Annotated in this window: 22 protein-coding genes; 13 read left to right on the forward strand and 9 right to left on the reverse strand. The window is 74.8% G+C overall.

Annotation, left to right across the window (positions count from 1 at the left end):
- Positions 1–8: 8 nt before the first annotated feature.
- Both GA0070558_RS00320 and GA0070558_RS00325 read right to left on the reverse strand, forming a co-directional pair.
- The gene (locus GA0070558_RS00320) at positions 9–1,427 is read right to left on the reverse strand and encodes a hypothetical protein (RefSeq protein WP_091274215.1); all 1,419 of its coding nucleotides are present in this window, start codon (positions 1,425–1,427) and stop codon (positions 9–11) included.
- A gap of 142 nt (positions 1,428–1,569) precedes the next feature.
- On the reverse strand, positions 1,570–2,478 hold the full coding sequence (locus GA0070558_RS00325) for a cellulose binding domain-containing protein (RefSeq protein ID WP_256091650.1): 909 nt from the start codon (positions 2,476–2,478) through the stop codon (positions 1,570–1,572).
- Between the two features lie 112 nt (positions 2,479–2,590).
- Here GA0070558_RS00325 and GA0070558_RS00330 point away from each other — a divergent pair, with 112 nt between their 5' ends.
- Both GA0070558_RS00330 and GA0070558_RS00335 read left to right on the forward strand, forming a co-directional pair.
- Positions 2,591–3,160 carry a GNAT family N-acetyltransferase gene (locus GA0070558_RS00330; RefSeq protein ID WP_091274221.1) on the forward strand — a complete coding sequence of 190 codons (570 nt, stop codon included), beginning with the start codon at positions 2,591–2,593 and terminating at the stop codon, positions 3,158–3,160.
- Positions 3,161–3,282: 122 nt separating this feature from the next.
- Positions 3,283–4,371, forward strand: coding sequence for an FAD-binding oxidoreductase (locus GA0070558_RS00335; protein ID WP_091274731.1), 1,089 nt, complete (start codon positions 3,283–3,285; stop codon positions 4,369–4,371).
- A gap of 63 nt (positions 4,372–4,434) precedes the next feature.
- Here the strand turns inward: GA0070558_RS00335 and GA0070558_RS00340 are convergent, their stop codons facing one another.
- Both GA0070558_RS00340 and GA0070558_RS00345 read right to left on the reverse strand, forming a co-directional pair.
- On the reverse strand, positions 4,435–5,286 hold the full coding sequence (locus GA0070558_RS00340) for an aldo/keto reductase (RefSeq protein ID WP_077936463.1): 852 nt from the start codon (positions 5,284–5,286) through the stop codon (positions 4,435–4,437).
- A gap of 146 nt (positions 5,287–5,432) precedes the next feature.
- A complete protein-coding gene (locus GA0070558_RS00345) occupies positions 5,433–6,635 on the reverse strand; it encodes an endonuclease (RefSeq protein WP_091274225.1) in 1,203 nt (400 codons plus the stop codon).
- A gap of 271 nt (positions 6,636–6,906) precedes the next feature.
- Here GA0070558_RS00345 and GA0070558_RS00350 point away from each other — a divergent pair, with 271 nt between their 5' ends.
- The 4 genes from GA0070558_RS00350 (at position 6,907) to GA0070558_RS00365 (ending at position 9,364) form a co-directional block, all read left to right on the forward strand.
- Positions 6,907–7,230 (forward strand): hypothetical protein, encoded by a 324-nt coding sequence (locus GA0070558_RS00350; RefSeq protein WP_369523362.1) that lies wholly within the window; start codon positions 6,907–6,909, stop codon positions 7,228–7,230.
- A gap of 126 nt (positions 7,231–7,356) precedes the next feature.
- Positions 7,357–7,980, forward strand: coding sequence for a ribosomal eL19 family protein (locus tag GA0070558_RS34020; RefSeq protein WP_229403914.1), 624 nt, complete (start codon positions 7,357–7,359; stop codon positions 7,978–7,980).
- A 254-nt stretch (positions 7,981–8,234) separates the two neighbouring features.
- Positions 8,235–8,876 (forward strand): DUF6642 family protein, encoded by a 642-nt coding sequence (locus GA0070558_RS00360; RefSeq protein WP_091274228.1) that lies wholly within the window; start codon positions 8,235–8,237, stop codon positions 8,874–8,876.
- A 23-nt stretch (positions 8,877–8,899) separates the two neighbouring features.
- Positions 8,900–9,364, forward strand: coding sequence for a PPOX class F420-dependent oxidoreductase (locus GA0070558_RS00365; protein ID WP_091274231.1), 465 nt, complete (start codon positions 8,900–8,902; stop codon positions 9,362–9,364).
- Positions 9,365–9,375: 11 nt separating this feature from the next.
- Here the strand turns inward: GA0070558_RS00365 and GA0070558_RS00370 are convergent, their stop codons facing one another.
- A complete protein-coding gene (locus GA0070558_RS00370) occupies positions 9,376–10,020 on the reverse strand; it encodes an NAD(P)-dependent oxidoreductase (protein WP_077936466.1) in 645 nt (214 codons plus the stop codon).
- A gap of 106 nt (positions 10,021–10,126) precedes the next feature.
- Positions 10,127–11,353 (reverse strand): serine hydrolase domain-containing protein, encoded by a 1,227-nt coding sequence (locus GA0070558_RS00375; protein WP_439709552.1) that lies wholly within the window; start codon positions 11,351–11,353, stop codon positions 10,127–10,129.
- Positions 11,354–11,425: 72 nt separating this feature from the next.
- Between GA0070558_RS00375 and GA0070558_RS00380 the strand changes: the two genes are divergently transcribed.
- The 3 genes from GA0070558_RS00380 to GA0070558_RS00390 all read left to right on the forward strand — a co-directional run bounded on the left by GA0070558_RS00380 (position 11,426) and on the right by GA0070558_RS00390 (position 13,809).
- Positions 11,426–12,019, forward strand: coding sequence for a pentapeptide repeat-containing protein (locus tag GA0070558_RS00380; RefSeq protein WP_077936468.1), 594 nt, complete (start codon positions 11,426–11,428; stop codon positions 12,017–12,019).
- A 388-nt stretch (positions 12,020–12,407) separates the two neighbouring features.
- The gene (locus GA0070558_RS00385; protein ID WP_256091654.1) at positions 12,408–13,349 is read left to right on the forward strand and encodes a hypothetical protein; all 942 of its coding nucleotides are present in this window, start codon (positions 12,408–12,410) and stop codon (positions 13,347–13,349) included.
- 121 nt (positions 13,350–13,470) lie between these two features.
- Positions 13,471–13,809, forward strand: coding sequence for a hypothetical protein (locus GA0070558_RS00390; RefSeq protein ID WP_256091655.1), 339 nt, complete (start codon positions 13,471–13,473; stop codon positions 13,807–13,809).
- Between the two features lie 256 nt (positions 13,810–14,065).
- Here GA0070558_RS00390 and GA0070558_RS00395 read toward each other — a convergent pair whose 3' ends face one another.
- The gene (locus GA0070558_RS00395) at positions 14,066–14,791 is read right to left on the reverse strand and encodes an MIP/aquaporin family protein (protein WP_077936470.1); all 726 of its coding nucleotides are present in this window, start codon (positions 14,789–14,791) and stop codon (positions 14,066–14,068) included.
- A 238-nt stretch (positions 14,792–15,029) separates the two neighbouring features.
- Here GA0070558_RS00395 and GA0070558_RS00400 point away from each other — a divergent pair, with 238 nt between their 5' ends.
- Positions 15,030–15,308, forward strand: a complete 279-nt coding sequence (locus tag GA0070558_RS00400; RefSeq protein WP_043962158.1) for a HesB/IscA family protein — start codon at positions 15,030–15,032, stop codon at positions 15,306–15,308.
- On the opposite strand, the gene GA0070558_RS00405 is transcribed toward GA0070558_RS00400, so the two are convergent.
- Positions 15,295–16,368: a beta family protein gene (locus tag GA0070558_RS00405; protein ID WP_176734042.1), complete on the reverse strand. Its 1,074-nt coding sequence runs from the start codon at positions 16,366–16,368 to the stop codon at positions 15,295–15,297. The genes GA0070558_RS00400 and GA0070558_RS00405 overlap by 14 nt on opposite strands.
- 87 nt (positions 16,369–16,455) lie before the next feature.
- Here GA0070558_RS00405 and GA0070558_RS00410 point away from each other — a divergent pair, with 87 nt between their 5' ends.
- From GA0070558_RS00410 to GA0070558_RS00420, 3 genes are all read left to right on the forward strand, one after another.
- Positions 16,456–17,349, forward strand: coding sequence for a sulfotransferase domain-containing protein (locus GA0070558_RS00410; protein WP_091274237.1), 894 nt, complete (start codon positions 16,456–16,458; stop codon positions 17,347–17,349).
- A gap of 302 nt (positions 17,350–17,651) precedes the next feature.
- Positions 17,652–18,044 carry a cupin domain-containing protein gene (locus GA0070558_RS00415; protein WP_007075021.1) on the forward strand — a complete coding sequence of 131 codons (393 nt, stop codon included), beginning with the start codon at positions 17,652–17,654 and terminating at the stop codon, positions 18,042–18,044.
- Positions 18,045–18,178: 134 nt separating this feature from the next.
- The gene (locus GA0070558_RS00420) at positions 18,179–19,963 is read left to right on the forward strand and encodes a glycoside hydrolase family 15 protein (RefSeq protein ID WP_091274240.1); all 1,785 of its coding nucleotides are present in this window, start codon (positions 18,179–18,181) and stop codon (positions 19,961–19,963) included.
- A gap of 25 nt (positions 19,964–19,988) precedes the next feature.
- Here GA0070558_RS00420 and GA0070558_RS00425 read toward each other — a convergent pair whose 3' ends face one another.
- Positions 19,989–21,179: a threonine synthase gene (locus GA0070558_RS00425; protein ID WP_091274746.1), complete on the reverse strand. Its 1,191-nt coding sequence runs from the start codon at positions 21,177–21,179 to the stop codon at positions 19,989–19,991.
- Between the last annotated feature and the right edge of the window lie 79 nt (positions 21,180–21,258).

A 21,258-nucleotide genomic window follows, 5' to 3' on the forward strand; every position in this document is an offset into this window, starting at 1 on the left:
GGGCGGGGTCAGGGCACACCGAGGGCCGCGGTTGCCCACAGCGCCATGCCGGCCAGGGCGAGCAGCGCTGCCGCGAGCAGGCACCAGAGGAGCACCTGGCGCGGTGACGCTCCCGGTGACCTCGTCCGGGCCGCCGGGACGGCGGGAGCACCGGCGTTCGGCGGGCTCACCGGCCACCTGCCCACGGCGGTGACCGGAGCGGCCGAGGCCGCGCACCCGATGGGGTTCTCGTCGAGGTGGGCCTGCATGGCCCGCGCCGCGAGCCGCAGACACCACAGGCCCCGGTCGGGCCGCAGGTCCTCGAAGGTGGTGCAGGTCAGGGCCTGGGCGATCAGGGAGACCCGGGCCTGCCTGCGCCACGTGGCCGTGCCACCGGGCCCCGCGTAGGCGGTCCCCACCTCGTCGGCGATCCGGACGAGTTCCGCGACGGGTCCGGGCAGCGCGCCCGGTCGCCCCCGCTGCGGGTGGACGAGGTAGTCGATCAGCGCCTCGGACTCGTCGCGGGTGAGTTCAGGGACGTACCGGAGCACGGTGGCCAGCAGCAGGGCGGCGACGTCGCGGGTCAGCGGGGCGTCCGCGTCGACGGCGCTCACCCCGACCAGCGAGAACCGTTCGGGGTGCGACCGGCCGTCTGCCCCGCAGGGCACGAGCACGTTGCCGCCGTGCAGGTCGCCGTGGGCGAAGCCGGCATGGAAGTCGACCGGCTGGCGGTGGTGCGGCGACGCGGGGTCGACGGGCCGCAGCGGGTTCGGCAGGGGCCGCGAGTCGATGAGCAGCGACTCGGCGCCGCTGTGGAACCCGAAGATGCTCAATGCGTGATGGATCTTCTCCCATGCGCCGGCCGCCCGCAGTTCCCGTTCGAGGTACGGGCCGAGCGTCGTCTGGCGCGTCGGCGGGCCGGCGGTCGGTGCGACCTTGTTCCACTCGTGCAGCACCGCCTCCAGCACGGCCCGGAAGGCGGCGAGCAGGTCGTCGCCGTCCAGCTCGTCCAGGCCCCGCACCCGGGCGTCGTCGTCGGTCGGCTCCTGGAAGTCGCTGGTCGGCTCCTGGAACATCAGCCGGCGGCCGTCGCGCAGGTCGATCGGCGGGAAGATCTGCTCGGCCAGGTGCTGCCGGGCGAAGTCGTTGACGGTGGCGCGCGCGGTGGCCCGTGACCACTGCGGGCCGCGCACCTCCCGGTGCCGCGAGCGGGCCGGCAGGACCTTGACGAAGACCTTCCGGCTGGGCTCCCGGCCCGGCGGCGCCGGCTCGGTGAGCCGCGCGACGAAGAGTGTGCCGCCGCCGTAGCCCCGGTCCAGGCGGGTCTGCGGCGGGACGCTGATCTCCCGGTCGCACTGCTGCCCGAAGTCCTCCAGCGCCGCCCTGAGCGTGGGGTCGGGTACGTAAGGTTCGAGGGGTTCGCCCATGTCCGCCGTCGGGCCCTTCACGAGTGAAAGTGAATGTGGACGATCGGGATGCGTCGTCCAAGAAGGGTGTCGCGCGCGGAGTAGAAGCTACCTCAGGGCGGGGCGAATCGGGGGGATACTCGCAGCGAGCTGCCAACGTACTTAAAAGTGGCTCCGGTCGGGCTCAGCCGGCGTACTGGTCGCCGAACTCGCGGACGCCGTCGACGTCGACGGTGATCCGGCTGTTGTCGGCCCAGGTGCCGGTGGCGGCCCGCCAGCTCGGGTCGTCCCGCTCGTCGACGGCGGTCCAGTTCTGCCGGTGGAAGCGGAGCTGGATCGGCCCGCTCGACTCGCCGGGGGCGAGGGTCCCGCCGGTGAAGGTGAGCCGGACGTATCCGGGTACGGGCGTGCCCGGCACCGGGTACCGCGTCGCGGTGGGGACCGGCGTGGGGCTGCTCCCCGGGGGCGGGGGCGGCGGCGCGGGCGGCGGGAAGTAGAACGGTTGCCGCTGGATCCTGTCGCAGCCCAGCGCCGCCCAGTCGCACTCCGTCACGAGGGACGTGTTGCCGCCCTCGAAGCGCACGTGGTAGTCCACCCGCACGGTGCGCAGGTCGAGCGGCTGCGTGCCGGTGTTGACGACCTGCGCGACGAACTGGACCTGGTTGTCCGTGGGTGCCCAGTCGAGGTTGAGGTAGCTGACCTTCGCCCGGCCGTACGCGGTGCGCAGGTCGGTGGTCGCCGACGTGTCGGAGTATCCGCCCAGGGTGTGGGCCTGGATGGCCACCTGGTATTCGGTGCCCGGCGGCAGGGCGGTCAGCGTGATCGAGGGCGTCTGCGTGCTGCCCAGTCCCCGGTACGTGTTGGGGCCCAGCGGCACCAGCACCTCGTACGTGATGGGTTCGGTGCCACCCGGCTCGCCCACCCACGCCGACGGCGCCCAGGTGAGGGTGAGCTGGTGCGGCTCGTTGGCCACGACGACCGGCGCGCCGGGCGTGGTGAGGGCCGGGCCGTCGTCGGCGCGGGCGGCGGTGACGGCGAGCAGGCTCAGCAGGCCGGCGACGGCGGCTGCGGCGGTGACGCGACGGGCACGCATGACCGGTAGCCTATTGGTCGATGGTCGTCGATGAACATGGCCGACCGGTCCGATGCCTCCGTCCGACCGTCCAGGGGCGGCGGGGCCGCGCCCACGCCCCTACGATCGGTCGATGTTCCGTCCGACCTATCCGATCCGCACCGCCCGGCTGGCCCTGCGCCCGGTCGCGCTGGACGACCTCGACGACGTGCACGCCTACCAGAGCCGACCCGACGTCACCCGCTGGATGCTCGACGCCGGGCCACGCACCCGCGCGCAGGCGCTCGCCTCGGTGACCGCCATGGCGGGCGAGGACGCGCTGCGCGCCGAGGGCGACTGCCTGGCCCTCGCCGTGGTCGCCGACGCGCGGGTGATCGGGACCGTCGAGCTGGTCTGGCGCAGCGCGGCCGACCGCACCGCCGAACTCGGGTACGTCCTGCACCCCGACCACCACGGGCGCGGGCTGGCCACGGAGGCCGCCACGGCCCTGCTGGACTGGGGGTTCGGCGAGTTCGGGCTGCACCGGGCCTACGCGCGGTGCCACGCCCGCAACGAGGCGTCGGCCCGGCTGATGGCGCGGCTCGGCATGCGCCAGGAGGCGCGCCACGTCGAGAGCTACCTGTTCCGCGGGGAGTGGGCCGACCGGCTCGTCTTCGCGATCCTGGCCCGGGAGTGGCGGGAGCGCCGACCGCCGCAGGAGTGATCGACTGATCACCCTCGGTCAACGGGGTGAACCATCGATGGTCACCGTCCGTACCCATCGCCGTGAAGACGACCGAGCTGCGAGCGGGGCCGACAGTCAGGGTGGCGGAGACGATCCGGGCGGTGAGCGCCGACCTCGGGCCGTCCTGGGCGGCGACCGCCGCCGCCGTCGACCGGGCCGCCGCCAACTTCCTGGACACCGTGAGTGACCGCCTGCCCGGCCTGCTGCCCGAGCGGGACCACACCGTGGTCTTCGCCGCGCTGGGCCGGCTTGCCGGCGGCGTCGACGACACGGCCGGGCGGGCCGCCGCGCTGGCGGTCCTGGCCCGGGCCCACCGCGGCGTCGGCCTGCTGCCGCAGCACGCCGACCTGCTCGGCGACGCCCTGCTCGCCGCCGTCGCCCGGGAGAACCGGGCACACTGGACGGCCGCCCTCGCCACCGGCTGGGAACGCGGGCTGCGTCGGGCGGTCACCGCCGTGCGCCGGGCCGCCGCCCGAGTCGGCGACGGGCCGGCGTGGTGGCGGGCCGAGGTGGTCGCCCACGACCGGGCCGCCGACGGCGTGGCCGTGCTCACCGTACGCCCGCGCCGGCCGCTGCCGTACCGGCCGGGGCAGGCGGTGCCGGTCTGCGCCCCGAGCCGGCCCGGCGCCTGGCGGTGGTACTCCCCGGCGAATGCGCCCCGCCCCGACGGCACGATGGAGTTGCACGTGCGCGCCGTCGCCGCCGGCACCGTCTCCGGCGCCCTCGTCGACGGGGTGCGCCCCGGCGAGCCGCTGCTGCTCGGCCCGCCGTGCGGGATCAGCCTGCTGCTCGACCCCAGCCCCTGGCACGACCTGCTGCTCGTCGCCGGCGGCACCGGACTGGCGCCCCTGCGCGCCCTCGTCGAGCAGCTCGCCGCCGCCCCGGACGGTCGGCGGGTGACCCTGGTCGCCGGGGCGCGCACCCCGGCCGACCTCTACGACCGGGCCACCCTCGCCGAGCTGGAGGCCGCCCACGGGTGGCTGACGGTGGTGCCCGCGTACTCCCACGACCCGGCGGCCGGCCCCGCCGAGCAGGGCGACGCGCTCACCATCGCCCTGCGCCACCACACGGGCGACCAGGAGGTGCACCTGTGCGGGCCGCCGCCGATGGTGGCCGGCGCGCGGCTGCGGCTGCTCGCCGCCGGGGTGCCCGCCGACCGCATCCACCTGCCCGACACCTTCGACCGCTGACGGCCCCGGCCGGACGCGCCGGCGGCGGGCCTGCCGTGGCAGCCCGCCGCCGGGTTCGCCCGCTCAGGCGGGCACGTAGTCGAACGTGTCGGGGTTCGGGCCCTGCCGGCCCGCCTCGCCCCGGTCCAGGCCGGTGACCCGCTCCATCGTCGCGTCGTCCAGCTCGAAGTCGAAGATCTGGAAGTTCTCCGCCATCCGCTTCGGGTTGACCGACTTGGGGAAGACGATGTCGCCGCGCTGCACGTGCCAGCGCAGCACCACCTGGGGCACGGTGCGCCCGACCTCCTCGGCGATGTCGACGAGGGTCGGGTCGTCGAGCACCGCGCCCTGGGCGATCGGCGACCACGCCTCGGTGAGGATGTTGTGCGCGTGGCCGTACGCCCGCACCTCCTCGTTGCCGAGGTAGGGGTGCACCTCGATCTGGTTGACCGCCGGCACCACGTCGGCCTCGGCGGCCAGCCGCTCCAGGTGCGGCACCTGGAAGTTGGACACGCCGATCGAGCGGGCCCGGCCGTCGCGCCGGAACTCCTCCAGCACCTTCCAGGTGGAGACGAAGTCGCCGTCGTAGAGGGTCGGCAGCGGCCAGTGGATCAGGAACAGGTCGATGTGGTCCATCTTCAGCGCGGCGAGGGTGGAGTCGAACGCGCGGCGGGCGTCGTCGGGGCGGTGGAAGCCGTTGTTCAGCTTGCTGGTGACGAAGACCTCGTCCCGGTCCAGGCCGGAGGCGCGCACCGCCTGGCCCACCTCGGCCTCGTTGCCGTACATCTCGGCGGTGTCGATGTGCCGGTAGCCGATCTCCAGGGCCCGCCCGACGGCCTCGGCGGTGTCCTCCGGCGCGATCTGGTAGACCCCGAAGCCGAGCTGGGGGATGGTGTTGCCGTCGTTGAGCGCGATGTCGGGAACCGTGTTCGCCATGTCGGCCGTCTCTCCCATCGTCAGGGGCCCGGGGCGCGCGGAGGTCGCGCGGCCGGGCCGTGCCACCCGGTTGTCCTACCCCGCCCCGGTCGCCATCTCACGACCGGGCGGGGTGATCCGCGACAACCGGGTGGCCCCGGGCGGGGTCAGCCCCAGATGGCGGTGGCCCACTCCGGGTGGTCGACGAACGGGTTGCGGTTGCCCTGCCAGCGATCGTAGATGACCTGGTTGCGGCGTTTCTCGAAGGTGTCCGGCGGGTCGGCCAGGTTCCAGGCGAGCAGCACCGACAGCTTCCCGTGGTACGGGGACGTGCCGTTGGACACCGAGTTGTTGATCTCCAGATTCGGCCAGCCGTCGTCACCCTCGTACCGGATCGCCATATACATGATCATCCGGGCGACGTCGCCCTTGACCGCGTTGCGCGGCTCGAACGAGTCGGCGTCGGAGTAGCAGCCGGTGCACTCGGACACCCCGCTGCCCCCGGCGTCGAAGTCCTTGTTGCCGCGCGTCGAGTTGACCGAGACGTCCTCGGGGCGCAGGTGGTGCACGTCGGTGCCGGGGCCGGTGGCGGTGCCGAAGTCGCCGTGCGACTTGGCCCAGACGTGCTCGCGGTTCCAGTCGTTGGCGTCGCCGCCGTTGCTGGTCTTGCTCTGCGAGCGGCCGCTGTAGAGCAGCAGCACGTTGTTGGCGTTGGCCGGGTCCTGGTCGGTGTCCTTCAACGCCTCCCACACCTGGTCGTAGTTGAGCTTCGTCTGCGTCCTGATGATGGCGTGCAGGGAGCTGCGCAGCGCGGTGCCGGTCTTGCCGATCGCGCTGGCGTAGTACGTCGAGTCGTACGGGCCACCGCCGCCGGTGGGGCTGGGCGACGGGTTGGGCGACGCGGTGGGCGTCGGCGTCGGGCCCGGGGTGGCGCCGCCGAGGCTCATCGCGGTCGGGTTCTTCAGCCCGCCGTGGCTGAAGTACGCGGTCAGCGTCCCGGTGGCGGTGACCTGCCGCCCGCGCAGCCCCGGGTTGGTCAGCAGCCCGAAGGTGCTGCGGTAGGCGGCCGTCACCTGGACGTAGAGCATCCTGCCCGTGCCGGTCTCGGCGGCGCTGTCGGCGAGGGCGATCGCCGTGTCCGCCGTGTAGCCGGAGGTGATCACCGTGGTCGTGGCCGTCGGCTGCCCGACGACGTACCCGGTGACGGTGGCCGTGCGGCCGTCCTGGGCGGCCAGCGCCTGTGCCACGGTCAGCGTGGTCGCCGCCGACGCGGAGGTGCTCGCCACGACGGGTGTCAGCACCGCGACGGCCAGTGCGAACGCCGTGATCAGCCGCCCGGATCGCGAGCGGGTGATGCTCTTTGTATTCATGGTCAGCGATGTTATCGGCGCTGGCGTGAACAGCGGGAGAGCGCCGGGAAACTTTACGGGGGTGAAACCGCTGCCCACGGCCGCGTGCCTGGGGCCCGCCCTCCACGCCCCGCTCTGGCACCGCCGCGCGCCCTTGATCGACTCCATGTCGGCGACATCGCGTGATCATTCGCCCTCGGATGCCGCCACCTGACCGTCATGGCCTTGGTATCGCCCCTGATGCCCTCAAGCTTGGCGGGGGCGGGCGATCGAACCCGCCGTCCGGGAGGCGTTGCGCCGGCTGCCCGCCGACCGGCTGCCGGAGGGAACGTCGGCCGTCGGCGGGTTCTGGACCCGGACGAACAACCCCGAGATCGACCTCGTCGGCGCGGACCGGGAGCCGGTGGCCCGGCGGGTGACCTTCGTAGGCTCGATCAAGTGGCTGGAGCGGCGTGCGTTCGACGGTCACGACCTCGGGCGGCTGGTGCTGCACCGGTCGCTGCTGCCCGGCGCGGACGAGCGGACGGAACTGGTCGCGGTGTCGCGCGCCGGGGTCGACGTGGACGGGGTGCGGGCGCTGTCGGCGGAGGATCTGCTGACCGCCTACCGCGATTGAACTCCTCGCCCCCGCGCGCCGTACCACTGCGCGAGGATGTGGTGCGGCGGGTCGGCCGCACCGCTGCCGAGCTGCGGGAGGCCTGCCGTGCGAGTTGGTGAGCAGTCGACGGATCCCATCGACCAAGTGCTGGGTGAGGTGCCGGTCCCGGCGTCCCTGACACCCGAGGACGTCCGGCTCGCGGTCCGGGCGGTGGTGGTGCACACCGCGGAGGAGTGGCCGTCGGGGGCGTTGTGCCGCAACGACGGAGCGTCGTACCCCTGCCGGTTGCACCGGTGGGGCCGGCGGGTGCTGGAGGCCCACGGCCTCAACGGGCGTCAGATCGACGCCCTGATCCGGCACGGGAACCCGTTCGTGCACGTGCCGTTCCCGTTCACGGCGACCGGTCCGTCGCGCGCCGACCGGCCCGCCGCCCACCCGGCGGCCACGCAGTCCGGGCGGGGCGCGACGCCCCCGGGCCGCGCCGCCAACCCGGGCGGTCGTACGCCCATGCCGCCGGGCCGGGTCTCCGCGTCCGGCGGACGGATGCCGACGCCGCCGGGGCGGATGCCGACGCCCCCGGGACGCATGCCGACACCGCCGGGGCGGGTGCCCACTCCGCCGGGGCGGGTGCCGACACCCCCTGGACGGGTGCCCCCTGCGCCTGGGCGGGTCTCCGTGCCCACCGGGCGGCCCGTGGTCCGGCCCGGCCTGCCCAGCCGGCCGGTGCCGCCCAACGCCGCCGCGCCGCGCTGGCCTCGGGCGAGCTGACGGCGAACGCGTCGCGTCGGCCCGGTCGTGGGTGCACCCCGCGACCGGGCCGACGTCGTGCGGGCAGGGGCCTGCTCGATCACGGATCGAGTGGCCTCCTGCGCCCCGCGAGGCCACTCGTTCCCCGATCGAGCGCGATCTTGCGCTGCGACGACGCGAGGGGGCGGCGAGCTCGCAGCCGACTCCTACGGAGGGTGATCCCCGAGGTGGCGGCGGCTGGCGGTAACGTCAGCGGGGGCTCGGGGAGGTGGCTGGTGGCGCGCGGTGGTGTCTTCTGTGTCGAGGGGCAGTGGCACCGTGACCTCAACGAGCGCGGTTCGGTCCTGCCTACCCTGGAACTCCTCGAACGGCTGGGCAAGATCCGCTTTATCCACAAGGACGCGGCGACCCGCGACGAACTGTTCTACTTCCTCGACCGCTGGCTGCTCAAGCAGTACGCCGACTACCGGGTCGGCTTCTTCGCCATGCACGGCGAGCCGAGCCGCCTCTGCCTCACCGACTGGGACTCGGTCGACCTCTCCGACGTCGCCGAGCGGATGGCCGGCCGCTGCGACGGCCGCCGGCTCTACTTCGGCAGCTGCTCGGTGCTGCGGGCGTCCGACGCCGCGCTGCGCGACTTCCTCGACGAGACCGGCGCGGCGCTGATCTGCGGGTTCACCCGGGAGGTCGACTGGGTGGAGTCGGCGGCGTTCGAGACCGTGCTGCTCGACGTGCTGGCCAACGGGCAGCGGCACAACGCCGCCGAGCTGCGGATGGGCTCGGCGCACTGGGCGCCGCTGGCGGCGTACCTGGGCTTCCGGGTGATCTACGCCAACGGCCGGGCCTGGCGGCCCACGGTGCGTCCCCGGGTGCCCGCCCAGCCGGCGGCCAGGCGGAGCACCGCCCGGCCCAGCTGACGGCGCTGCTGGTAGAAACGGGTATGGCACGCAGCATCGCGAGCAACACCCGGGTCGACCGGGCCGCCCTGATCGACTTCATCCGTCCCCGGCACCGGGTCCTGCTGATGACCACCCGGTCCGACGGCCGGCCCCAGTCCTCCCCGGTGGCGTGCGGGGTGGACCCCGAGGGCCGGCTGGTGATCTCGACCTACCCCGAGCGGGCGAAGGCCCGCAACGTCCGGCGGGACCCGCGCGTCTCGGCCTGCGTGCTCTCCGACGACTGGGACGGGCCGTGGGTGCAGGTGGACGGCACCGCCGAGGTGCTCGACCTGCCCGAGGCGCTGGAGCCGCTGGTCGCGTACTTCCGCGGCATCTCCGGCGAGCACCCCGACTGGGACGAGTACCGGGCGGCGATGGTCCGGCAGGGCAAGTCGCTGATCCGGGTCACCATCGACGGCTGGGGCCCGATCGCCACCGGCGGCTTCCCGGCCCGCCTCGCCGACTGAAGCCGGCGGGCTCAGTAGCCGGCGGTGAAGCGCATGTTCTCGAAGCGCGGGTTCTCGATCTCGTCGACGACGGCGACGGCCAGGTCCTCGTAGCTCAGGGCCGCGCGGCCCCGCTCGTCGGTCACCGGCTCGTCGAGGCCGGTGCGGTAGTGGCCGGTGCGCTCACCGGGGTGGAACTCCAGCGGCGGCGGGGAGACGTACGTCCAGGTGACCCCGTCGGCAGCCGAGCGGTACCAGGCCAGGGCGTCGGCCTGGCCCAGGGCGGGCTCCCGGTACTCCTCCGGGAAGTCCGGTTCCTCCAGGTACGGGGTGCCGCGGGGCGTCAGCAGGGTCGCCCCGCCGCCGACGTGGATGATCCGGGGCGGGTTCGGCACCTCCCGCAGCACGGTGACGAGGTTCTCGGCCGCGTCCCGCCACAGCGCCCGGCCCTCGTCGCCGCCCACGGCGACCACCATCACGTCGGCGGCCGGGGCCAGCTCCCGCACGCTGTGCGCCGAGGTGACGTCCCCGGTCACCAGGTCGACCCCGGCCGGCAGGTAGCTGGTCGCCTCGGGGCGGCGTACGGCTGCGGTCACCCGGTGGCCCCGGGCGACCGCCTCGGCGGTGATCCGCGACCCCGCCGTGCCCCCGGCGCCGAACACCACGACGTTGCTCATGGCCCCAGGCTAGGAGCCGGCCGGGCCCGGCGGTGCCGTTCCGGCGATCCCGGCCGCGCTTCCCCGGCGTCGACGACGGGGCGGGCGGCGGGCCCACGGGCCCGGCTCAGTCGACCAGGGCGGAGTAGACGAGCTGGCGCAGCTGGGGCCGCAGCGGATGGGTGCTCGACGGCATGAGCTGGGTGAACAGCATGGCGGTGACCTCCTCCGCCGGGTCGACCCAGAACGCGGTGCTGGCCATCCCGCCCCAGTAGTATTCGCCGGCGCTGCTCGGCACCCGGGACGGGACCGGGTTCTGCACCACGGCGAAGCCGAGGCCGAAGCCGATGCCGTCGAGGACCGTCTCGGCGAAGCCGGTCGGCGAGTATGAGGCCAGGTCGCGGCCGTCGGGCAGGTGGTTGCGGGTCATGAAGCGCACCGTGCGGGGCCCGAGCAGGCGTACGCCGTCCAGCTCCCCGCCGCGCAGCAGGAACTGGGTGAACCGGTGGTAGTCGGCGGCGGTGGAGACCAGCCCGCCGCCACCGGAGAGGAAGTCGGGTGCGGTCAGCGCGAGCCGGCCGAGCGCGTCGGCGCGGATGGCCTGCCCGGTCGCCGGATGCGGGAAGTAGAGCGCGGCGAGCCGCTTGGCGTCGGCCTCCTCGACCCACCAGCCTGTGTCGGTCATGCCCAGCGGCCGGAAGACGCGTGCGGCGAGGAACTCGTCGAGCCGCTGCCCGGAGACGACCTCGATCAGCCGGCCGAGCACGTCGGTGGAGACCCCGTAGTTCCAGCCGGTGCCGGGCTGGAACAGCAGCGGCAGCCGGGCCAGCCCCTGGCTGGCGGCGGCCAGGTCGGCCCCGACGGGCACGCCGAGGTCGAAGCCGGCCGCCCGGTAGAGGCCGTCGACGACGGAGACCTGGGCGAAGCCGTACGTCAGGCCGGACATGTGGGTCAGCAGGTGCCAGATCCGGATCGGCTCGACCGCCGGCACCGTGTGCGGCTTGGTCACCGGCCCCTTGTCGTAGACCCGGACGTCGGCGAACTCGGGCAGCCAGCGGCCGATCGGGTCGGTGAGCTCGAAGCGGCCCTCCTCCCAGAGCATCATCGCCGCGACGGAGGTGATCGGCTTGGTCATCGAGTAGACGCGCCAGATGGTGTCCGGTTCGACCGGCAGCCCGGCCTCCCGGTCGCGCATGCCGTAGGTGGCGGAGTGGGCGATCTCGCCCCGGCGGGTGACGACGATCTGCCAGCCGGCGAGCCGGCCGTCGTCGACGTACCTGCCGAAGTGTTCGTCGATCCGCGCCAGCCGGGCGGGGTCGAAGCCGATGCGGTCGGGGTCGGTGCGCAGGGCCAGGCTCACCCACCGAACCTACTAGCCGGTACGCGCCGCGCGGAAGACGTCGGTGGCCGCCGTTAGGCTGGCCGGGTGCCGGAGCCCACCGAGGACGCGACCTTCCGCCACGACGACTGGTACGCCGAGGATCTGGCCGACCGGCACTTCGTGCGCTGCGAGTTCTTCCACGTCGACCTGACCGAGGCGGTCAGCCGGGGTGCGGTCTTCACCGAGTGCGTCTTCGGCAACGTGGCGTTCAACGCCTCCCGCCACGTCGACTCGGCCTTCACCCGCTGCGTGTTCAAGCGGTGCAACCTGTTCGAGGCCGAGTTCACGGGCTGCAAGCTGGTCGGCAGCAGCTTCGAGCAGTGTGACCTGCGGCCGTTGCGGGTCGACGGCGGCGACTGGTCGTTCGTGGCGCTGCCCGGCGCCGACCTGCGCGGGGTGCGCTTGACCGACGTCCGGATGCGCGAGGCGGACCTGGCCGGCGCCGATCTGACCGACGCCACGGTGACCGGCGTCGACCTCTCCGGCGCCCAGTTGCACGGCTCCCGCCTGCTGCGCGCCGACCTGCGGGGCAGCGACCTGTCGGCGCTGGATCCGACGACGGTGCAGCGGGCCGGCGCGCTGATCGACGCCGAGCAGGCGGTGCTGCTGGCGCGGGCCCTCGGCTTCCAGGTGGGCTGACCGGCGGCTCAACCGGGGCCCGCCCCGGTTCGTGGACTTCGCCGCTTTCGCGCTTAACGTGACCTCCAGTACGCTCAGCGCAGCCGGCGGCGCCACCACCGCCTCGGCGCGTCGCGGTGCGCCCTGCCTGTCTCGCCACGACGTCGGCGCCCGTCCGGCTGACCCCCGCCGAGGTTCCCGCGCCCGTCCGGTGAACCGGCACCGTGGCGCAGTCCGCCCGGTCGCCGGTGACCCGGTCGTGCGCCGGTCCCTACCGGACGGTAACGAAGTGGAAACGCCCGGCGGGACACCCCTGGCGTCCGGGCGGGGGTGGTGCCAACGTGATACGGCTCACGCCGGTGTGCGGCGGTCGCCGGGACCGGGACACCGGGTGGGGAGTGGAGGCCAGGTGGCGCAGGAAGACCTCACGCGGGGCGTCGGCCCTGGTGGGCGCGGGGTGACCGACCCGCCGCACCGGGTCGGGGAGCTGGCCGACGGCCGGACGCGCTCGGAGCAGCGCCGGCTGGCCCGGGCCCGGCAGCGCCGACGGTGGGCGGTCGAGGGCCTGGTGGTGCTCGCCTGTCTCGTCGCCCTCGGGGTGTACGCCGCCGCGCCGGGCGGCCCCGCCGCCGGGCCGGACGACGAGGCCGTGCTGCCGGCCCCCGCGGGCCGGCCCAGCGGCGGGTTCCCGGTGGTGGACCGCCCGGGCTCGCCGGCCGACGCGGCCACTCCCGGCCTGCGTCCCCGGCAGCGGACCCCGACCGCCCCGCCGCCGTCGCCGTCGAGCCCGGTGGCGCCGCAGCCGGCGGCGGTCCACCTCGACGTCGCCCAGGCCGACGTGCCGGCCGACGTCGACCTGACCGCGGCGGGCACCCGGGACTGGGTCCACTGGGGACTGCGGGGGGCCGACTCGACGGTCCGCAAACGCGACGGCTCGGGGGAGATCGCCGACGAGGGCGGCCGTGGTGACCGGGTCGGCCACGACGTCAGCCCGGAGACGTTCAGCTGGCGCGACGGTTCGCCGGTGACGTCGTCCACGGCGACCACGACCGGCGTCTCCGCCTGCGGCGTCGGCAGCGGCTTCGCGCTCGCCGTGGACGGCGGGGGCGAGGCCCGCACCGTGCGCCTCTACGCCGGCCTGTGGATGGCGCGCGGCCGGCTGGAGGCGCGGCTGTCCAGCGGCGGCGAAACGACCGTCCGCCGGCTGGAGGATCCGCACACCACGCACACCGCCGAGTTCACCGTGCGGTTCCGGGCCCCGAAGGGGGCGAAGCTGCTGCTCACCTGGACCGTCGAGGCCACCTTCGGCGGTTGCGGCAACGTCAACCTGCAGGCGGTGGCGCTGCGCTGAGCCGGTTCCGGGTGGTCGGCGCCTACCCGGCGGTCGGGACAGTTTGTCCGTCATGCCGCCTCTGGACGGTCGTAGGTTGTCCGCTGACCTGGTCCGTCCGTCCTCTGTGGAGGCTTGCCCGATGAGCAGCACCGCCACCCCCACCCGTGCCGTCCGTTCCACCGCCGTCCCCGGCGCCCGCGAGGAGTCCGGGGAGGGGCTGTGGGACATTCCGCTGCCGCCGTACGTGACGGGGGAGGACGCCCAGTTCGCGGTGCGGGCGGTCGTGGTGCACGCCCCCCGGCGCTGGTCCGGCGGGACGGTCTGCCGCAACGACGCCAGCCCGCACCCCTGCCGGCTGCACCGCTGGGGCCGGCGGGTGCTCGCCCTGCGCGGCCTGCGGGCCGCCGAGATAGACCTGCTGATCGAGCGGGGCGACCCGGCCGCCACGGTGCGCCCGCCGGACCGCCCCGGCGCCTGACGCGCCCGTCGATCCGTGGGACGCCCGTGGGCCCGGGCCCCTTCCTCCGCACCCGGAAGGGGCCCGGGCCGGTCTGACAGGTGACGCCTGCACCCGTTCGGGGCCTACGGCGCAACGCTGCATGCGCTGATGCTGCCATGGAGAATTCTGCCGGCCAACCCCATCGGGCGAAGGTTAGTGCCGAATCGGCAGGTGCCGGGGGTTCCCGGCGGCGCAGGCGGGCGGGTTCGCCCCGGTCCTGCACCCGTCGGCCGGGTCAGGCGGTCCTCGGTGCGGGGCCGGTCGGCTCCTCCGGGTCGGCGCGGTAGTGCGGGTTGCGCCGCACCACGAGCGGCGCCGCGAGGGCGGCCAGCGCGCCGCCGAGCAGCGGGAAGACGACGAACACCCAGAGCTGCCGCAGGGCCGTGCCACCCTCGAACACCGCCGGGCCGAACGACCGGGCCGGGTTGACCGAGGCGCCGTCGAGGGTCAGGCCGACGGCGATGCAGGCCGCGAGGGCCAGCCCGATCGCCAGCCCCGCGAACCCGGCATGCTCGGCCCGACTGGTCACCACCAGCACGACGAGGACGAACAGGAAGCTCAGCACCGTCTCCAGCACCGCCGTGCCGCCCAGGTTGATGTGCGCGCCGTAGCCGTTGGTGCCGAGCGCGCCGGTCTGGTCCACCACGCCGCCCCACCGGGTCAGCCCCCAGATGATCAGGCCGGACACCGTGGCACCGGCGAACTGCGTGATCCAGTACGCCACCGCGCCGACCGGGGAGATCTTTCCCGACAGCAGCACCCCCAGGGTCACCGCCGGGTTGACGTGGCAGCCCGAGAGCGGGCCGATCGTGTAGACCAGCGCCAGCACGATGAAGCCGAAGGTCAGGGCGACCACCACCACGCCGCCCTGGACCTGGGCGAAGACCGCGCTGCCCACGCCGAAGAAGACCAGCAACAGGGTGCCGACGAACTCGGCCGCGTACCGCCTCGCGTCGTCCATGGCTTCAGCGTAGGGAGCATCCGGGCAGCTCGGAGCCGGTTCCGCCGCAAGGGGTGATCGAACTCGTTCCATTTGACGGATGCGGCCGCAGCGGGCACGGTGGGTGCAGGGGCGCGCTCCGAGCAGCCCCGTTCCGCCCGGTGACGGCCCTGCCGTCACCCGAGCTCCCCCGTGTGATCGTCCGCGGGCTGAGCCCGGTCTGCACCGACCGCGACCGAGAATCCACGAGGAGTGCCCCATGCTGACCATGACCGACAACGCCGTGCTGGTGATCCGCGACCTGGCCGCCCAGGAGGACGTCGCCGAGGGCGGCGGCCTGCGCATCGCCGCCGACACCGACGCGGGCTCGCTCACCATCGAACTGGTGCCCGAGCCCGTCCAGGGCGACCAGGTGGTCGACCACCAGGGCGCCCGGATCTTCCTCGACTCCGACGCCGCCGACCTGCTCACCGACACCTCGGTCGACGCCACCGTCGACGACGAGGGGGTCGTGCAGTTCGGCTTCACCGAGAAATAGCCGGCCCCTCGCCGCGCCGGCCCGCCGCGCGCGCGGGCCGTACGGTGGGGCGGCGTTCGCCGCCGTCCCGGAGCTGGTGCAGCACGTGGGCCAGGTGGTGCGAGGTGCTCCAGGCCGCCCAGTTCGTCGTCGAGCCGGCCCCGGCCACCCGCCGGGCCCGACGCAGGATCTCGTGGTCACCCCACGAGAAGGCCGCCCCGGCCGCCGGCCAGTGCGCCGCCGACACCAGCGTCCGGCACAGGTCGGCCACCCGCTCGTCGCCCCGGCCGCCCCGCCGCGACCAGCGGTAGAGCCACCACTCCCGGTCGGTGGTGTAGCGGACGGTCGGCAGGCGGTCGGAGAGCGGCTCGCCGCCGGGCACCGCGCAGCCGACCGCGTAGTCGCCGTACCGGACGCCGAGGTCGGCCAGCCGACGCCAGAGCAGCCAGTCCCAGCGTTCCAGGCGGACCGGCTCGTCGGTGGGAAACCCGGACCCGGTCGGCGGCAGCCCACCGGCCGCCACCGTCACCGACCGCCAGGCGTGCCGCCGCGCCCAGTCCACCAGCCGCCGGACGCGCGGCTCGGCCAGCCGGACGTCCGCCGGGCAGCAGACGTCCCCGGCGTCGACGAGGAGTTCGCACTGCTCGGGCACGAGCCGGGTGAGCCGCCAGATCCGTTCCACCGAGGCCGTCGCGGCGTCCGGACCGTGCCGGTCGCTGCGGGCCCGCAGCCGCACCACCAACCGCCCGGCGTACGCCCGGGCCGCCACGCCGTGCGCGGCCAGCCGCGCGTCGCTGTCCGCGAGCCCGGCCACCGGCACCAGCGGCACGTTCCACCGGGCCAGCTCGGCGTCGGGCCCGTCGGGCAGGGCGGTGACGTCGACCGCCGGCAGCAGCCCGGCCGGGAGCCGGGTGAACGCCTCCGCGAGGGCGCGGTCCAGGATGGACACGTCGAGGACCGGGGCGATCAGGGCGGCCGTGGCGCTGTCGAGGTGGCGGAGCGCCTCCAGTTCGCCGCGGTGGCAGGCGAGGATGGGATGGTAGACCGGTTCCGCCGCCCGGCTCCCGTGGGCGGGCACCATACTTCAATGTAGCGACACATCGGCGCTCGTCACAGGGTCAACGGCAAATGCCGGGCGTCCGGCCAGGGGCGATCGTACGATCCCCGGATGCCCGACCAGCCCTTTCGTTACCGATCGTCCGAAGAAGACAGCGCCCGCTGGGCCGGATTCCCGTTCCGCGACGGCGACATCGTCATCAGCACCCGGTCCAAGAGCGGCACCACCTGGATGCAGATGATCTGCGCCCTGCTGGTGTTCGGCACGCCCGACCTGCCGGCCCCGCTGTCGCAGCTCTCGCCCTGGCTGGACTGGCTGGCCGAACCCCGCGACGAGGTGTACGCCCGGCTCGCCGCCCAGCGGCACCGCCGGTTCGTCAAGACCCACACCCCGCTCGACGGGGTGCCCCTGGACGACCGGGCGCACTACGTGGTGGTGGCCCGGCACCCGCTGGACATGGCGGTCTCGCTCTGGCACCAGAGCGGCAACCTCGACCGGGCGCGGCTGGCGGAGCTGACCGGCCGGCCCGCCCCGGCGGGGCCGCCCGCCCCGCGTACCCCGTTGGTGGAGTCGTTGCGACGGTGGGTGGACCGCGAGGTCGACCCGCGCGCGGAGCTGGACTCGCTCCAGGGGGTGTTGTGGCACCTGGGCGACGCCTGGGGCCGTCGCGACCGGCCCAACGTGACCCTCGTGCACTACGACGACCTGGTGGCCGACCTGGCGGGGCAGATGCGCGCACTGGCCGGGCGGCTCGGCGTCGAGGTGGCGCAGCCGCGCTGGCCGGAGCTGGTCGAGGCGGCCACCTTCGACCGGATGCGCGAGCGGGCGGACCTGCTGGTCCCGGATCCGGCGGGCGTGCTGAAGGACCGGAACGCCTTCTTCCGGCGCGGCCGTTCGGGGCAGGGCCGGGAACTGCTGGACGCGGCGACGCTGGCCCGCTACCGGGCGCGGACCGTCGCCCTCGCCCCACCGGACCTGCTGGCCTGGCTGCACCGCGACCGCTGAGGCGCGCCGGGTGGCCGCGCGGGCGGCCCGAGTCCGTGATCGGAGGGCGCTCGGTGGCCGGCCCCGGACAGGAGCGCACGGCGCCGCCGCGACCCGGGGGTCGTAACGTCGCCGCGCTCCGGCCGTCTCCCACCACCGCAGCCGTACGGCGGTACGCCGGCGGGGACCTGGCTCGACCGAACGGGTGCGTCGGTCGAGGTGTCGATGCCCGGTCCGGGCGGGTCCAAACCTCGGATCAGTGGGAAATTCCACCATCCGTCGTTCCCGGCGTGACGCGGGGCGGGACGGGGTATGTGCGGGCCATGGAGCATTTCACGATCGCGACCGTCGCCGAGAAGAGCCCGGATTTCCGGCGGGTGCTGTGGACCGGTGAGCACACCCAACTGGTGATCATGACGATCCCGCCGGGCGGCGAGATCGGCGAGGAGGTCCACGAGGGCATCGACCAGATCCTCACCTTCGTCAGCGGCACCGGCGAGGCCCGCGTCGCCGGGGAGAAGAAGGAGGTCGCCCAGGGCGACCTCGTGGTGGTGCCGGCCGGCACGAAGCACAACTTCGTCAACACCGGCCCCAACCCGCTGGTGCTCTACACCGTCTACGGGCCGCCCGAGCACGCCGACCAGGCCGTTCACCACACCAAGGAGGAGGCCGACGCGGCGGAGGCGGCCGGCGAGGACGAGCCGCCCACCTCCTGAGCCGACGGCCGGGGCCGGCCCGCCCGCACGCCGCGCCGGCCCCGCCGCCCGGTCCGCGCCGTGCCGCCTGACCGGTCCGCCGCCCGGGTCGGGTCCCGCTGCCTGATCCGGGCCGGCGCGGGTACCCCGGCCGGGTGGAACAGCCGCCCATCTCCGACTACGCGTTCCTGTCCGACTGCCGCTCCGGCGCGCTGGTGGGCCGGGACGGCTCGGTCGACTGGTGGTGCCCGGACCGGTTCGACGGGTCCGCCGTCCTCGCCCGGGTGCTGGACCCGGCGGCCGGGCACTGGCGGCTCGCCCCGCTCGCGCCGTCACGCGTCGAGCGGGCGTACCGGCCGGACACGCTGGTGCTGCGCACCGTCCACCACACCCCCTCCGGCAGCGTCGCGGTCACCGACGCGCTCGCCGCCGAGGCCGGCGCGCGCGGCCACGAGCTGGGCATGAACTCCCCGGCCGTGCTGCTGCGGGTCGTCGAGGGGCTCACCGGCCGGGTCCGGATGGGCCTGGACCTCGCGCCCCGGCCGGAGCACGGCCTGCTCACGCCGTACCTGCACGAGCAGGCCGACGGCAGCGTGCTGGCCGCCGCCGGCCCGGCGGTGCTGGTGCTGGCCGGGACCGGGCCCGCCCTGCGCGCGGACCGCGACCGGGTCCGGCAGGAGTTCGCGGTCGCGGCCGGTGAGACCGTCGGCTTCACCCTCGCGTACGCCCCGGCGTACGGCGACCCGCCGGTGCGCCTCGACCCGGTCGCCGCGCTCACCGACACGACCCGGGCGTGGCAGGCGTTCCGCGAGTCCCACCACTACGAGGGCGAGTACGTCCCGCAGGTGCGGCACAGCGCGGTGGTGCTCACCGGCCTCACGTACGCGCGCAGTGGCGCGGTCGCCGCGGCCCTGACCACGTCGCTGCCGGAACGCCTCGGCGGCGACCGCAACTACGACTACCGGTTCTCCTGGCTGCGCGACTTCGCGGCGACGATGCGCGCCCTGTGGGTGGCGGCCTGCCCGGAGGAGGCGTCGCGCCTGTTCGCCTGGGCGGCCCGCTCGATCGGCCGCATCGGCGACGCGCCGGTGCCCGTGCTGTTCGGGCTGGAGGGGGAGCGGGACCTCTCCGAGCACGACTGCCCCCACCTGCGGGGATACGCCGACAGCCGGCCCGTCCGCCTCGGCAACGACGCCTGGCGGCAGCGGCAGCTCGACGTGCCCGGCGAGGTGATCTCGGCGGTCTGGCGGCTGCACGAGCAGCTCGGCGACACGCTCGCCGACGAGCTGGCGGAGATGGTGGTCGGCCTCGCCGACCAGGTGGCCGCGACGTGGCGGCTGCCGGACCGGGGGATGTGGGAGACCCGGGACGCCGACCGGCACTACCTGTCGTCCAAGGTGCTCTGCTGGGTGGCGCTGAACCGGGCGGTGGCGCTGGCCCCGCAGCTCGGCGGGCGGGCCGACCCGCGCCGCTGGGCGGCGACCCGCGACGAGATCCGCGCGACCGTGCTCCGGGAGGGCTGGAACGAGCGGGTCGGCGCGTACACGGGGGCTTTCGGCTCGCCGGAGCTGGACGCCTCGGCGCTGCTGCTGCCCCTGGTGCGCTTCGTCGACGCGACCGATCCCCGGATGCGCGCCACCATCGAGGCGGTCGAGCGCGAGCTGGGCGCCGGCAACGGCCTGGTGCGGCGCTGGTCCACCGACCCCGCCGGCTTCCTGCTGTGCTCGTTCTGGCTGGTCGAGTGCCTGGTGCTGACCGGCGAACGGGACCGGGCCCGGCGGCTGTTCGAGCAGCTCCTCGGGCACGCCAACGACGTGGGGCTGCTGCCCGAGCAGATCGACCCGGGCACCGGCGCCCACCTGGGCAACACGCCGCAGGCGCTGTCGCACATCGGGCTGGTCAACGCCGCGTGGCGGCTGACCGACCCGACCACGAGCTGACCCGGCCCGCCCTGCGGGTCGGCCGTCAGGCCACGACCGGGGCCGCCGAGACGTCCACCGTCTCCGGATACTTCAGCCCGGCGCCGGTGTTGAGCACCACCACCCGCTCGCCGGCCCGGATCCAGCCGCCCTCGCGCAGGTGCCGGGCGGCGGTCAGGCAGGCTGCCCCCTCCGGGCAGAGCAGCAGCCCCTCGTCCGCGCCGAAGTGCCGCAGGTCGGCCAGGAGTTCCGCGTCGTCCACCGCGATCGCGGTGCCGGCGCTGGCCCGCAGCGCGGCCAGGATCAGCTCGTCGCCGAGGGGCGCCGGCACGGTGATCCCGTACGCGACGGTGCGCGCGTCGGCCCACGGCCGCGCCCGGTCCTCCCCGGCGGCGAAGGCGCGCACGATCGGCGCGCAGCCGGTCGACTGCACGGCGACCAGCCGGGGCGGCCGGTCCGTGACCCAGCCCAGCCCGTGCAGCTCCTGCATCGCCTTGTGGATGCCGATCAGCCCCACCCCGCCGCCCGTCGGGTAGACGATCACGTCGGGCACCTGCCAGCCGAGCTGCTCGACGATCTCGTACCCCATGGTCTTCTTGCCCTCCAGCCGGTATGGCTCGCGCAGCGTGCCGGCGTCGAAGACCGCGCCGCCGGCCGACGCCACGAGCGCGGCCACGTGCCGGCCGGCGTCGCTGATCAGCCCGTCGACCAGGCGCAGGTCGCCCCCGGCGGCCAGCACCTCCCGCCGGCAGATGGCCGGCGCGTCCAGCGGCATCACGATGGTCGACGCGAGGCCGGCGCGGGCCGCGTACGTCGCCCAGGCCGCGCCCGCGTTGCCGTTGGTCGGCATGGCGATCCGTCGTACGCCCAGCTCCCGGGCCCGGCTCACGCCGACCGCGGCGCCCCGCGCCTTGAACGACCCCGTCGGGGTGAGCCCCTCGTCCTTGACGATCAGGTCGGGGATGCCGATCCGGGCCCCGTACGCCGGGGCGCGCAGCAGCGGCGTCCAGCCCTCGCCCAGCGTGGTGACGTGCCGGGGGTCGGCCACGGGCAGCAGCTCCCGGTAGCGCCATAGGTCGGCCGGGCGCAGCGCGAACCGCTCCGGGGTGACTGCGGCGGCCACGGCCGCGAGGTCGTAGCGCGCCAGCAGGGGCGACCCGCAGGCGCACAGGTTCTGCGGCTCCGTGGCCGGGTACGCCCGCCCGCAGCGCGGGCACTCCAGGTGCGTCAGGTACACGGTGCGCTCTCCCGCTGTCGGCTCGCGGCGCGAGCGGTAGTCCTCCAGGCGGTCGGCCACCCCCGCATTCTCCGCCGAA

It is taken from the genome of Micromonospora haikouensis (assembly GCF_900091595.1).
Classification (GTDB): Bacteria; Actinomycetota; Actinomycetes; order Mycobacteriales; family Micromonosporaceae; genus Micromonospora; species Micromonospora haikouensis.

What these genes read in the sequence shown, in the direction of transcription:
- GA0070558_RS00325 (WP_256091650.1), bottom strand. Translation starts at nt 2,478, where the DNA reads ATGCGTGCCCGTCGCGTCACCGCCGCAGCCGCCGTCGCCGGCCTGCTG.
- GA0070558_RS00330 (WP_091274221.1), top strand. Translation starts at nt 2,591, where the DNA reads ATGTTCCGTCCGACCTATCCGATCCGCACCGCCCGGCTGGCCCTGCGC.
- GA0070558_RS00340 (WP_077936463.1), bottom strand. Translation starts at nt 5,286, where the DNA reads ATGGCGAACACGGTTCCCGACATCGCGCTCAACGACGGCAACACCATC.
- GA0070558_RS00345 (WP_091274225.1), bottom strand. Translation starts at nt 6,635, where the DNA reads ATGAATACAAAGAGCATCACCCGCTCGCGATCCGGGCGGCTGATCACG.
- GA0070558_RS00365 (WP_091274231.1), top strand. Translation starts at nt 8,900, where the DNA reads ATGGCACGCAGCATCGCGAGCAACACCCGGGTCGACCGGGCCGCCCTG.
- GA0070558_RS00370 (WP_077936466.1), bottom strand. Translation starts at nt 10,020, where the DNA reads ATGAGCAACGTCGTGGTGTTCGGCGCCGGGGGCACGGCGGGGTCGCGG.
- GA0070558_RS00390 (WP_256091655.1), top strand. Translation starts at nt 13,471, where the DNA reads ATGAGCAGCACCGCCACCCCCACCCGTGCCGTCCGTTCCACCGCCGTC.
- GA0070558_RS00395 (WP_077936470.1), bottom strand. Translation starts at nt 14,791, where the DNA reads ATGGACGACGCGAGGCGGTACGCGGCCGAGTTCGTCGGCACCCTGTTG.
- GA0070558_RS00400 (WP_043962158.1), top strand. Translation starts at nt 15,030, where the DNA reads ATGCTGACCATGACCGACAACGCCGTGCTGGTGATCCGCGACCTGGCC.
- GA0070558_RS00405 (WP_176734042.1), bottom strand. Translation starts at nt 16,368, where the DNA reads ATGGTGCCCGCCCACGGGAGCCGGGCGGCGGAACCGGTCTACCATCCC.
- GA0070558_RS00410 (WP_091274237.1), top strand. Translation starts at nt 16,456, where the DNA reads ATGCCCGACCAGCCCTTTCGTTACCGATCGTCCGAAGAAGACAGCGCC.
- GA0070558_RS00415 (WP_007075021.1), top strand. Translation starts at nt 17,652, where the DNA reads ATGGAGCATTTCACGATCGCGACCGTCGCCGAGAAGAGCCCGGATTTC.